Annotated in this window: 12 protein-coding genes; 11 read left to right on the top strand and 1 reads right to left on the bottom strand. The window is 45.9% G+C overall.

Translation table 11 applies throughout. The features are described 5' to 3' along the window. Positions 1 to 15: 15 nt before the first annotated feature. The 10 genes from acpS to ACQP6D_RS02225 all read left to right on the top strand — a co-directional run bounded on the left by acpS (position 16) and on the right by ACQP6D_RS02225 (position 8,696). Positions 16 to 402, top strand: coding sequence for a holo-ACP synthase (gene acpS, locus ACQP6D_RS02180; protein ID WP_100156850.1), 387 nt, complete (start codon positions 16 to 18; stop codon positions 400 to 402). Continuing rightward, a complete protein-coding gene (locus tag ACQP6D_RS02185; protein ID WP_427857316.1) occupies positions 399 to 1,190 on the top strand; it encodes an NUDIX domain-containing protein in 792 nt (263 codons plus the stop codon). The genes acpS and ACQP6D_RS02185 overlap by 4 nt, the downstream gene beginning before the upstream one ends. A 79-nt stretch (positions 1,191 to 1,269) precedes the next feature. Then, positions 1,270 to 1,710, top strand: coding sequence for a hypothetical protein (locus ACQP6D_RS02190; RefSeq protein WP_367433824.1), 441 nt, complete (start codon positions 1,270 to 1,272; stop codon positions 1,708 to 1,710). An 84-nt stretch (positions 1,711 to 1,794) separates the two neighbouring features. Continuing rightward, positions 1,795 to 2,097 (top strand): accessory factor UbiK family protein, encoded by a 303-nt coding sequence (locus tag ACQP6D_RS02195; RefSeq protein ID WP_370388960.1) that lies wholly within the window; start codon positions 1,795 to 1,797, stop codon positions 2,095 to 2,097. Positions 2,098 to 2,108: 11 nt separating this feature from the next. Continuing rightward, complete coding sequence (locus ACQP6D_RS02200) at positions 2,109 to 3,605, top strand: YifB family Mg chelatase-like AAA ATPase (RefSeq protein ID WP_427857317.1); 1,497 nt, start codon at positions 2,109 to 2,111, stop codon at positions 3,603 to 3,605. Between the two features lie 99 nt (positions 3,606 to 3,704). Next, on the top strand, positions 3,705 to 4,415 hold the full coding sequence (locus ACQP6D_RS02205) for an SPOR domain-containing protein (RefSeq protein ID WP_427857318.1): 711 nt from the start codon (positions 3,705 to 3,707) through the stop codon (positions 4,413 to 4,415). 35 nt (positions 4,416 to 4,450) lie between these two features. Next, complete coding sequence (locus tag ACQP6D_RS02210) at positions 4,451 to 5,146, top strand: thiol:disulfide interchange protein DsbA/DsbL (protein ID WP_100139968.1); 696 nt, start codon at positions 4,451 to 4,453, stop codon at positions 5,144 to 5,146. 99 nt (positions 5,147 to 5,245) lie between these two features. Continuing rightward, positions 5,246 to 6,064: an undecaprenyl-diphosphate phosphatase gene (locus ACQP6D_RS02215; RefSeq protein ID WP_100139967.1), complete on the top strand. Its 819-nt coding sequence runs from the start codon at positions 5,246 to 5,248 to the stop codon at positions 6,062 to 6,064. Positions 6,065 to 6,215: 151 nt separating this feature from the next. After that, entirely contained in the window at positions 6,216 to 7,373 is a 1,158-nt protein-coding gene (locus ACQP6D_RS02220) for an ATP phosphoribosyltransferase regulatory subunit (RefSeq protein WP_427857319.1), read from the top strand. Between the two features lie 30 nt (positions 7,374 to 7,403). Beyond that, complete coding sequence (locus ACQP6D_RS02225; RefSeq protein WP_427857320.1) at positions 7,404 to 8,696, top strand: adenylosuccinate synthase; 1,293 nt, start codon at positions 7,404 to 7,406, stop codon at positions 8,694 to 8,696. Positions 8,697 to 8,814: 118 nt separating this feature from the next. On the opposite strand, the gene ACQP6D_RS02230 is transcribed toward ACQP6D_RS02225, so the two are convergent. Beyond that, positions 8,815 to 9,963, bottom strand: coding sequence for a D-alanyl-D-alanine carboxypeptidase family protein (locus ACQP6D_RS02230; protein WP_427857321.1), 1,149 nt, complete (start codon positions 9,961 to 9,963; stop codon positions 8,815 to 8,817). Between the two features lie 204 nt (positions 9,964 to 10,167). Between ACQP6D_RS02230 and ilvA the strand changes: the two genes are divergently transcribed. Then, entirely contained in the window at positions 10,168 to 11,703 is a 1,536-nt protein-coding gene (ilvA, locus tag ACQP6D_RS02235; RefSeq protein ID WP_427857322.1) for a threonine ammonia-lyase, biosynthetic, read from the top strand. Positions 11,704 to 11,995: the final 292 nt, after the last annotated feature.

The raw sequence follows: 11,995 nt of genomic DNA on the forward strand, positions 1-11,995 counted from the left end.
AGTAAAAGGGACAAAATGATTTACGGCATAGGTACAGACTTAGTCAAAATCGATCGCATCGCCAAAATGTGCAAAACCTACGGAGCCAATGCCGTGGCTGAAAAAATGCTATCTCGGATAGAAGCACTGGAATGGCCTTCAGCTAATCAGCCGGTTCAATTTCTCGCAAAGCGCTTTGCCGCCAAAGAAGCATTTGCCAAAGCCGTACATACCGGTTTGCGTAGCCCGGTCACGCTTCGAAACATTGGCATCGGTCACAATGAGCTGGGCCGTCCGGAATTTATAGTAGAAAAACCCTTAGCACAATGGCTCAGCCAAAAAAACATCGGCCGTATCCATCTCAGCCTCACCGATGAAGAAAATTATATTGTGGCATTTGTCGTAGCTGAGTATCTTAAATGAATACCGACAAACTGGTAGAAGTTGTAGCCGGCGTACTATACAACCCACAAGGAGAATTTTTGCTTAGCTCCCGTCCAGCAGGTAAAGCTTATGCCGGCTACTGGGAATTTGCCGGTGGAAAAGTAGAAACAGGTGAAACCTATCTAACCGCCCTACAGCGCGAATTCAAAGAAGAGCTAGGCATTGACGTCATCCAAGCCACCCCATGGCTCACCAAAATTCACAAATATGAACACGCCCATGTTCACCTGCATTTCTATCGTATTGGTGCCAGACAATGGCAGGGACAACTTTGCGCTCGGGAGCAACAAAGCTGGTGCTGGCAGCAACCGGGTAAGCTTACAGTAACACCCATGTTACCGGCTAATGCGCCTATTTTGGCGGCTCTGTCCATTCCTACGAAGATGAGAGGGCAGTTTAATACCGGTTTTCACACTGTCTCTGTCCAAGAGCCGCAGCTCAAAATACTGCCTTATCACTCTGGTATTGCCGCAGCAACCAGCATATATGCACCAGCCAATCAATTACAGTATTTGGCACAACAACACCCTATAGACCATATCTGGGCAATCTGCTCTAGCCGTGAACAGTGGCAGCAGGCACAATCAGCTGCTGCCATTATCTGGCCAATATCCAGTATCGATGATATAAAATTACTGCTTACCCTGTTACAACAAGAGCCCTCAAGTGTGCCTGTCATGGTTTTTCAAAAGAAAACTGGTTTAACAACACCGCAACCCGATTGGATGAATCTAGGTGCACATGGCATCATCCACGAGCAGGAATAAGTAAATAAATACCATTTAAAAATCCGCTACCTATTTATTCTCATTTACCAATTCTAAACTGAAACTTTTTGCCAACATCATGTCCCAGCCTGCTAAAAATTCAACAGCCGTTATCATCGGCTTACTGATATTCATTGTGGCCGTACCGTTCATTATTGGCATAATATTCTGGCAAAACAGCCGTATAGATGCACAAAGCACACTTAGTAACTGCAACATACGCAACGGCTGCATACTGCCTGGTGGTGCCATTATCCAGTTCACCCCACCGGCAGACGTTACCAAACCCTTTAATATCACTATGCGGCAGGTGCCTTCATCAGTTAAACGCATTAGCATCCATTTCACTATGCGCAACATGGATTTGGGTTTCAATCGTACAGACTTTAAGTCACAGGGAAATGGCCTCTGGACTGCTCATCACGCTGTGCTCCCTGTATGTGTGGATGAACGCAACGATTTTCTCGGCGACCTAACATTGGATGGACAACATTACAATATTGTATTTTCCGCCCCCTGAATACTATATAAGCATTGCATCGCCGGCGCTTTCACCCGTACAATCACACACATTGATTACCTTGCCATCAAAAGGATTCACGCCATGCTCAGCAAAAAATTTTTTGACGATATCAGCGAAAAACTCGGTGATACCATCAGCAATAGCCCCATCAAAGACATGGAAAAAAATGTTAAATCCATGCTAGGAAGTGCTTTTAATCGCATGGATCTGATTACCCGTGAAGAATTTGATATCCAGCAGCAGGTTCTTCTTAAAACTAGGGAAAAACTGGCTGAACTGGAAAGCCGCGTGATAGCACTGGAAGCTTTACTGGCACAAAACAGCAACACCGACAGCGCACAACCAATATCCTCCGCAGAAAATAATAACACTTCACCTGCCTAAGGAAATAAGCCATGTCATGGGCAGTTGTATATAGTCGTGCACTGGCTGGCATGGCAGCACCATTAGTAGAAGTAGAAGCACATCTGGCCAACGGTCTACCAGCATTTAGTATAGTAGGATTACCGGATACAGAAGTTAAAGAAAGCCGCGACCGCGTCAGAGCAGCTATTATTCAGTCTGGGTTTGATTTTCCAGCAAAAAAAATTACCGTTAATTTAGCTCCCGCAGATTTACCCAAAGAATCTGGTCGTTTTGATCTACCCATCGCCATCGGCATATTGGCCGCTTCCGGCCAGATTGATCCAAGCGCACTACAGACTTATGAACTGGCCGGGGAACTTGGCTTATCCGGCCAAATAAGGCCTATTCGCGGAGCCATCGCTATGGCGGAAGCAGCACGGCAAGCACAGCGTGCCTTTATCCTGCCTCAAGACAATGCTTATCAAACAGCTCTTCTACCAGAAGCACAAGTCTTTGGAGCCGAAACACTTGCAGCTGTAGTTGCTCATCTCAATTATGAACAGCCACTTAAAGCCATAAATACCGAACATCTGCATCAGTATCCTACTGAAATCAGCTATCCAGATATGGCCGATGTACGCGGACAACAAACTGCACGGCTGGCACTGGAAATCGCAGCCGCTGGTGGCCATAGTCTGCTCATGTCTGGGCCTCCCGGTACCGGTAAATCCATGCTTGCACAACGTCTTCCGGGCATTCTTCCGCCACTGACCGCCACTGAATTGGTCAGCGTTTGGTCTTTACAGTCACTGTTGCCACACGGACAACAACAATACCAGCAAAATCGTCCATTTCGCTCTCCGCATCATAGCACCTCTGCTGTTGCATTGGTCGGCGGTGGTTCTGATCCACGTCCAGGTGAAATATCTTTAGCCCACCATGGCATTCTGTTTCTGGATGAACTGCCAGAATTTGACCGCAAAGTACTTGAAGTGCTGCGAGAACCTTTAGAAAGTGGCGAAATACACATTTCCCGTGCAGCACGGCAGGCAACTTATCCGGCCAAATTCCAGCTGATAGCAGCCATGAACCCTTGTCCATGCGGTTATCTAGGTCACTCAGTACGAGCATGCCGTTGTACACCTGAAGCCATAGTGCGCTACCGCAACAAAATTTCCGGACCCCTCCTCGATCGCATAGATCTCATTATTGAAGTACCCAGCTTGCCAGCTAGTGACTTGATTCAGCAGGCAGACGGTGAAAGCAGCTGTAGTATCCGCGAACGAGTCAGCACCGCCCGTGCACGCCAGTATCAGCGTCAGGGTAAAATTAATGCTCAGCTAAGCAACCGCGAGCTGGACAACATCGCTCGCATTAGCAGCGAAGCCAAACAGACTTTAGCCGGTGCCATTGAAAAACTATCCCTTTCAGCCCGCAGTTTTCACCGAATATTACGTATTGCCCGAACTCTGGCCGATATGGATGATAACCATGACGTTGGAAACGGGCACATTTTGCGCGCCATAAGTTTTCGCCGTGCTTTATAATATGAAATAGGGCAAAATAACAGATGCCACCTCCCCTAAACAAGCATCCGGCCCTGATTAAAATTTGCCGTATAAAATGCCAACATAAAGGCTTTCAACATGCATAAGTACACATCGATTCGTCAGGCAGGTAAAGGATTAATCAGCTTTATCGTCGGCTTATTGATAGCAACTGCCATCATCGCCGGTATCCTGTTTTACCTGAATAAAAGCAAGTCTGATTTCAAAACCCCAGCTATCCCTGAGGCATCTGCGCCACAAAAGCCGGAAATACTCACTCCAGATAACGGCGCATCTGCAACCCAGCCATTCATTCCCGATGGTGCAGCATCAGCATCTTCAAACAGCCAGTCGCAGACTGTGCCCCCTGCCTCAGAACCGCTAAACATCGGGGGCATTGAAAATCAGGTTACAGGCGTGCATACACCGGCAACCAGACCAAATGAAGAGCATAAAGAGCCGGCTAAAACACCCAAAAAAGTACCCTCAGGTGGTAGCAAGACTCATGTCACCCCCGAACAGATACTCAGCAACGGCAGTCTGGAAAAAGCTCAGCAGGCAGCAGAAAAACAACATACTGGCAATAAAGTCTATCTGCAGATCGGTTCCTACAGCAGTCGTACCGATGCCGATGCCCAACGCGCTAAACTGGTGATGCTCGGTATCAATAGCACAGTACAGACAGCTAAAGTCAACGGCACAACCAAATACCGTGTACAGACAGACAATCTGAACCAGAATCAAGCTGGCCAGATTAAAAAGATACTGCAACAACATAATATCGATAGCCTGACCAGAGCAGCATCCTGAGTTACTCAGCTTTCATAAAAAAACAGGAAATCAACATGCTAAAAAAAATTATTACCATCATGGCCACTTCATTGGTATTCGCCAGTGGCCTAGTACATGCTTCACTCGTTAACGTAGATTACGTTGTGCTGGACAAACCTATACCGCAGCTACATAAAGACAAAGTAGAAGTACTGGAATTTTTCTCCTACAGCTGTATCCATTGCTCCCACCTTGAACCCTATATGCTCAAGGAAATGAAATCTTTCGCCCCCGATACCTACCTGCGTCCAGTACATGTAGTCTGGGATGATGACGTATACTACAATCTTGCCCGTGTCGCCGCCGCAGTTAACAGCACCAATATGAAATTACAGGCAGACCCGCTGATTTTCGACGCCATTTTCAACAAGCACATTGAATTATGGCGGCCGGAAGTATTCAATAAATGGGCGGTACAGCAAACCGCCTTTGACGGACAAAAATTGGTTAAATCTTACAACAGTCTGGAAAATGCCGCCGCCGCTACCAGCATGCGTAAAATGGGTGAAAAATACAATATCCTCTCCACACCAACTGTAATTGTAGGCGGCAAATACGAACTTAAATTTCCGCAAGGATTTGCAGCAGGAATGAAAACCCTGAATGAATTAATTGAAAAAGTACGCAATGAGAATAGCGCACGTGCTGCAAGCGCACGTAAACTACCAAAAAGCATAGGCGCATCACTAGCTGCTTCTGCAAATCGGTAGATTTCAGCCTGTGATTTAAAACAATAGTGTGTTTCCCTCAAACACACTATTGTTTTGCATAGAATTTGTGGCTTCAATTTATAAAGTACAGTAAATAAAATGGATATTGTCCTGTTTCTCAAAGCTCTAATACTGGGCATCGTAGAAGGCTTAACCGAATTTTTACCGGTTTCCAGTACCGGCCATCTAATTGTTGTTGGCAACCTGCTTAAATTTCAGACCACTGGCGAAGTATTTGACATCACTATTCAGCTAGGTGCCATCCTCGCCATTATTTTCGAATACAAACACCGCTTTGCCCACATCATCACGCATATCGGCAAAGAACCAGCCACTAACCGTTTTGTTCTCAATCTTGCCATTGCCTTTATTCCTGCCGCCATCATGGGTTTGCTCTTTAGCGAACAAATCAAACATTATCTCTTCAACCCCATTACCGTTGCTACTGCACTGGTTATCGGCGGCCTATTGATTTTATGGATTGAAAAACGTCAAACCCGTTGTCAGCCCAAAGTACGCAGCGTAGAGGAAATGCGTCCGCGTGATGCCCTCGTCGTAGGACTAGCACAAATTCTGGCACTAATTCCGGGTACCTCCCGTTCCGGCAGTACCATTATGGGTGGCATGATGTGGGGTATTGAACGCAAAGCCGCTACCGAATTTTCTTTTTTTCTGGCCGTACCGGTGATGATTGCCGCTACTGGCTACGACATGCTCAAACATTTGAATGAATTTACTCGCGATGATTTGCTGCTGATTGCCATTGGCTTCATTGCCGCTTTTCTTTCTGCTCTGGTGGCAGTCAAAGCATTACTGCGCTTCGTTGCCCACAAAAACTATATTCCCTTTGCTTGGTACCGAATCATATTTGGCGGCATCATCCTGCTAACTTGGGTAACAGGCTGGGTAAAATGGTAAGCCAGCCAGTATTGCCTCTGGTATAAAAACGTTAAATTGTGATAAAGTGATGTTTTAACAGACCACAGGCACAGCATTTTCCTGCCTTTTCATGTCCATGTCACACTGTTGCTTCCGCTGCAGTGTGGCTTGTATTTTGTAAGGAATATCAATGCAGTCTTGGCAATTGCCCGAATACATTGCCGACATCCTTCCTTCTGCGGCGCGCCAGCTGGAAAGCGCCAAAGAACAGCTGTTAGCACTTTATCGCGTTCATGGCTACGAACTCGTCTGCCCTCCTCTGCTTGAGTATAGCCAATCTTTACTTACCCGTATTGATGAAGGTTTGTCTCTTAAAACCATCCGAGTTGTCGACCAGCTTAGCGGCCGGCAACTGGGTCTGCGTGCAGATATCACCCCGCAGGTAGCCCGTATTGACGCACATTTACTTTCTGCCAACAGCGGCCTAAACCGTCTGTGCTATGCCGGTCCAGTATTACATGCAAGACCTGACGGCTTTCTGAGCACTCGTGAACCTTTACAGATTGGTGCCGAACTATATGGCCACGCAGGTATCGATGCAGATATTGAGCTGATTGATTTAATGCTGAAAAGTTTAGCTATCGTTAATGTTTCTGCACCCACCTTATCGCTGGGGCACATCGGTATTTTTTATGCTTTAGCTGAAGCTGCCGGACTGGATGATCAGCAAGCTGCTTCACTATTACAGCTAATGCAGGCAAAAGACGCCTCAGCCGTCGAAAAATGTGTCCTGCAATGGCAGCTTTCGCAACAGTGGATTGATGCCTTCATCGCCTTACCCACCCTATATGGAACGCAAGAAGTATTACAGACCGCCCGCACCATCTTGCCTGACTTACCTGAAATCAGCATAGCACTACAACAGCTTCAGCAAATATGTGCGGCTTTTGCTAGCAACAGCATCTTTATCGATCTGAGCGAACTGCGAGTAGACAATTACCATACCGGATTACTGTTTGCCGCCTACAGTGAAGACTGGCCAGATGCGTTGGCACGAGGCGGCCGTTATGATGGATTGGGCAAATATTTTGGCCGTAGCCGCCCAGCCTCAGGATTCAGTTTTGACTTACGAGATTTAATTGGGCATCTGCCACCAGTAGAAAAACTACGCGGCATAAAAGTCAGCGTGCACGATGGCCCCGCTGCAAAAAACGAAATAGAGCAACTGCGTTCAGCCGGTGAATGTGTCATCATTGATTACACTCCTGAATGCAACGAAGTTAAAGGATGCGACCGCCAACTTGTCTGGCAAAACCAGCAATGGCAACTGATTCCTTTGGAGCAATAACCAACCTTTAGTATGAGCAGGTAAATCTATATGGCAAAAAACGTCGTCGTTGTCGGTACCCAATGGGGTGATGAAGGCAAAGGTAAAATTGTAGACTGGCTGACCGAACGTGCCTCCGGCGTGGTACGTTATCAGGGCGGACATAATGCGGGTCATACTCTCGTAGTCAACGGAAAAAAAACCGTATTGCGACTAATTCCAAGCGGTATTTTACATACAGGAAAACGCTGTTTTATCGGCTCTGGCGTGGTGGTATCACCAGAGGCCTTACTGAGTGAAATGGCTGAATTACAGCAAGCCGGTATTGATGTCACCAAACAGCTGACAATTGCCCCAACTTGTCCCTTAATATTACCTTACCATATTGCACTGGATCATGCCCGTGAAGCAGCCAAAGGCGATAAAAAAATCGGTACCACCGGCCGTGGTATTGGTCCGGCCTATGAAGATAAAATTGCTCGGCGAGCAGTACGGATAATGGATTTGTTTCAGCCAGATGTCTTAGAGCAAAAAATTAAAGATGCTGTTGCTATCTATAACTGCCAGCTTACTGGCCTGTACGGACAAGAAGCTCTGGATGCAGATAAAATCTATCAGCAAACTTTAGAACTGGCAGACCAGATACGGCCGATGGTTGGGGACGTTTCACGCGAGCTGAACGATATGAACGCAAGCGGCGAATCATTACTTTTTGAAGGAGCACAAGGCACGTTCCTCGATATCGATTATGGCACTTATCCTTTTGTTACCTCTTCCAACTGTATTGCCGGTGCTGCAACAGTCGGTTCTGGTGTCGGACCAACTAAAATCGATTATGTTCTGGGCATCGTCAAAGCCTATACTACTCGCGTTGGCTCAGGTCCGTTCCCGACAGAACTCTTTGACAACGTGGGCGAAGGTCTGGCCCAACGCGGTAATGAATTCGGTGCTGTTACCGGACGTCCGCGCCGCTGCGGCTGGTTCGATGCCGCACTGATGAAACGTTCCATTCAGGTAAATGGTATCTCTGGTTTATGTGTTACTAAGCTGGATGTAATGGATGGTATGGACAGCATCAACATCTGCGTTGGTTACGATTATAATGGTGAAAAAATAGATATTCTGCCTTGCGGTTCAGATGCTGTCTCCGCTTGCACACCTATTTATGAAACCATGCCTGGATGGAAAGAAAGTACCTTCGGCCTGAAAACCTACGATGCATTACCGGCTAATGCTAAAGCTTATCTGAAACGCATTGAAGAAATCTGTGGTGCACCAATTGCCATGATTTCTACCGGCCCAGATCGCGAAGAAACTATTTTGCTGCAACACCCCTATGAATAAATAAGTAAAAAGCAAAAACCCATCAATATGATGGGTTTTTTATTATTGTTAGGTTCCTGAACAGTTTTACCTATTTTATGCTATCAAAAGCCACTTGCTTCTTTCTCAACCGGCGCAGCTATTTTGCTTTGTGAAAAAGATTGTGCCACCACAAAGCAACACTATCCAGCCAGCGACTGAACCAACCCGCCTCATCCACATTATGCAGTGCTACCACCTGCTGTTCAGCAATTGTCTGGTTTCCAGCCAGAAGCTTTAACGTCCCTATATTCTGACCTTTATACACAGGTGCCACTACAGGCTGTACAGCATCTAGTTCAATTACAAGCTCTTTAGCTCCATTAGCAGGCACAGTAACATAGGTATCACGCAAAAATCCGACTGGCACCTTTCGATGTGCACCCTTGTAAACAGTGATATCTGCAAGTTTATGTCCCGCCGGATATAAGCGCACCGTATTGAAAGAAGTCAGAGCCCAGCTTAATAGCTTACTGCCTTCAGCAGCTCTGGCCTCACTGCTGTCTGCACCTACGAGTACTGCAATATTACTGCGGTCATTGCGCTTGCTGCTTACAGCCAGATTATATCCGCCATTAATACTATACCCTACAGCCAGACCATCCACCTGATCATCGCGAAACAACAGCAGATTTTGGTTTAACTGCGTTACTCCGTTATAACTAAATGATTTCTTAGCAAACCATTTTTGATACTGTGGAAAATCACTAACCAGTCTCTGTGCTAATATCAGCAAATCTCCCACACTACTGTATTGTCCTTGTGCCGGCAAACCGGTGCAATTCATAAAATGGGTGTGATGCAGCCCCATTTTCTGCGCTTGTGTATTCATACGTTGTACAAAGGCTTTTTCACTGCCGCCCACTGCTTCAGCCAGCGTTATTGCCGCATCATTGGCAGAAATCACCAACATACCCTGCACCACTGTTTCAGCCTGTACCGGCACACCCTGCTGTAAAAACATTCTGCTGCCGTCTGTCTGCCAACCAGTCGAAGAAACCTGCAATTGCTGACGAGCTTTCAGTTTGCCACTTTGCAAAGCATCAAAAACTAAGTAAGCCGTCATCAGCTTAGTCAAGGCTGCAGGTTCAATCCGAGCATCCTTATCACGGCTTGCCAGAATCATCCCGCTTTGCTCATCCGCCACCGCATACGCTGCAGCATTAATCACAGGCAATTCTACTGCCTGCGTCATTGGCAGAACTGCCAGCAATATCGTTGCCCATAGTCCACAAATTAAATTTCTCATAATTTTTTTAGCACATTCAAAATCGGCTTTGCCTGCATTCACCCAATCTTTAACCGGATATTATAAACATTTGACCGCACTAGATAAGCGATATTGGCAAATTTACTTGCATAAAAAAAACAGCCGCGTTATCGTTAATTTTTGATTAATTCCGTTAAGCAGATAATCTGCATAATAAAATCAGACTCTTCTTTATAAGCAATCATGAACAAACACGCAAACTACCTTACCCGCATACTCACCGCCGCTGTTTACGACGTGGCCATTGAAACGCCTTTGGATTATGCCACCAACCTATCCGACAGACTCAACAACCACATCTGGCTAAAACGTGAAGATTTACAGCCGGTATTTTCTTTTAAAATCCGTGGCGCCTACAACAAAATGGCCAAGCTGGACAAAACTACTCTAAAAAAAGGGGTTATTACTGCTTCAGCTGGCAACCATGCACAGGGTGTAGCTTTGTCTGCGCAAAAACTAGGATGTGAAGCAACAATTGTCATGCCTCAAACCACACCACAAATCAAAATTGATGCCGTCAGAAAACGGGGAGGAAAAGTTGTATTGGCCGGTGAGTCATACAACGATGCTTATAACCACGCCATGCAACTGGTTGCCGAAAGCGGCTTAACCTACATTCCGCCGTTTGATGATCCTGATGTGATTGCCGGACAAGGCACCATTGGCATGGAAATTCTGCGTCAGCATGCCAAACCAATAGATGCAGTTTTTGTAGCCATCGGTGGTGGTGGCCTCGCTGCTGGCGTTGCCGCCTATATCAAAAACGTACGTCCAGAAATCAAAGTAATCGGCGTTGAAACCGAAGATGCTTGTGCCATGAAACAATCCATTGCAGCAGGTAAACGCATCGAATTATCTGAAGTTGGCCTATTTGCCGACGGCACCGCCGTCAAACTGGTGGGCGAAGAAACATTTGCTTTGTGCCGCGACCTTTTAGACGACATCATCATTGTCGATTCCGACAGCATTTGTGCGGCGATAAAAGATATCTTCGATGATACTCGCAGCATTACCGAAACCTCAGGTGCACTTGCCCTAGCCGGCCTAAAAGCATATATCGCAAAGAATCAGTGCCAGCATCAAAATTTGATAGCAGTCACAAGTGGTGCCAACATGAACTTTCATCAGCTTCGTTATGTATCCGAACGTTGTGAGCTGACCGAAGGCCATGAAGGTATTTTTGCTGTTACCATACCGGAAAAACCGGGCAGCTTCCGCCACTTTATTGAACTGATAGGCAACCGCAGTATTACAGAATTCAATTATCGCTACGGGGATAACCAGAAAGCGCATATTTTTGTCGGGATCCAGAGTAACGACATCGCCGATTTACAGAAGATTGCACAGGAACTAAACAGCAACGGTCTACCTACCATTGACTTAACTCATAACGAAATGGCCAAACTGCATATCCGCTATATGGTGGGCGGTCGCACTGGAAAAGTAGCCAATGAGCGCCTGATAAGCTTTGAGTTCCCAGAGCGGCCAGGCGCATTAAAACGCTTTCTGTTACACATGCAGTCTGACTGGAATATTTCCCTGTTTCATTACCGCAACCATGGTGCAGATTTCGGCCGCGTATTAGTGGGTCTGGATATTCCTCCTTCTGATACAGAAAAATTCCATACATTTTTGGAACACCTTGGTTATCAATATCAGGAACAGACGCATAATGCTGCTTATCAGCTGTTTCTGAGTGAAACCCTAGACAAAAAATAAATCCAGTATAGACTGTAGTAATGGCTTGAATTAACTCAGTCTTAAGTGTTTAAAAATTAGAAAAACAACTGGTAACATCAAAAGACATTATCGGCAGGCTGCAACAATCAAATTTTTTAAGCGGAATAAATTGCTCAGCCTGCCATAATTTTTAACTAGATAACAATTCCTGCTTATCTCACCATGCCAGAATTATCAGCTCTATTTTGAGAAAACTTCTTTCAAAGCGTTATTTTCCCCAATAAAAGTCCAATCAAAATAAAAAAAGCTAAAGATTAAACCAATCTTCAGC

The sequence above is a fragment of the Snodgrassella sp. CS2 genome (genome assembly GCF_050310315.1).
Lineage (GTDB): Bacteria > Pseudomonadota > Gammaproteobacteria > Burkholderiales > Neisseriaceae > Snodgrassella > Snodgrassella alvi_E.

Excerpts from the sequence above, each read along its gene's own strand:
- ACQP6D_RS02230 (WP_427857321.1), bottom strand. The coding sequence starts at position 9,963 with ATGAGAAATTTAATTTGTGGACTATGGGCAACGATATTGCTGGCAGTT.
- ACQP6D_RS02215 (WP_100139967.1), top strand. The coding sequence starts at position 5,246 with ATGGATATTGTCCTGTTTCTCAAAGCTCTAATACTGGGCATCGTAGAA.
- ACQP6D_RS02195 (WP_370388960.1), top strand. The coding sequence starts at position 1,795 with ATGCTCAGCAAAAAATTTTTTGACGATATCAGCGAAAAACTCGGTGAT.
- ACQP6D_RS02190 (WP_367433824.1), top strand. The coding sequence starts at position 1,270 with ATGTCCCAGCCTGCTAAAAATTCAACAGCCGTTATCATCGGCTTACTG.
- ACQP6D_RS02205 (WP_427857318.1), top strand. The coding sequence starts at position 3,705 with ATGCATAAGTACACATCGATTCGTCAGGCAGGTAAAGGATTAATCAGC.
- ACQP6D_RS02225 (WP_427857320.1), top strand. The coding sequence starts at position 7,404 with ATGGCAAAAAACGTCGTCGTTGTCGGTACCCAATGGGGTGATGAAGGC.
- ACQP6D_RS02185 (WP_427857316.1), top strand. The coding sequence starts at position 399 with ATGAATACCGACAAACTGGTAGAAGTTGTAGCCGGCGTACTATACAAC.
- acpS (WP_100156850.1), top strand. The coding sequence starts at position 16 with ATGATTTACGGCATAGGTACAGACTTAGTCAAAATCGATCGCATCGCC.
- ACQP6D_RS02210 (WP_100139968.1), top strand. The coding sequence starts at position 4,451 with ATGCTAAAAAAAATTATTACCATCATGGCCACTTCATTGGTATTCGCC.
- ACQP6D_RS02220 (WP_427857319.1), top strand. The coding sequence starts at position 6,216 with ATGCAGTCTTGGCAATTGCCCGAATACATTGCCGACATCCTTCCTTCT.
- ilvA (WP_427857322.1), top strand. The coding sequence starts at position 10,168 with ATGAACAAACACGCAAACTACCTTACCCGCATACTCACCGCCGCTGTT.
- ACQP6D_RS02200 (WP_427857317.1), top strand. The coding sequence starts at position 2,109 with ATGTCATGGGCAGTTGTATATAGTCGTGCACTGGCTGGCATGGCAGCA.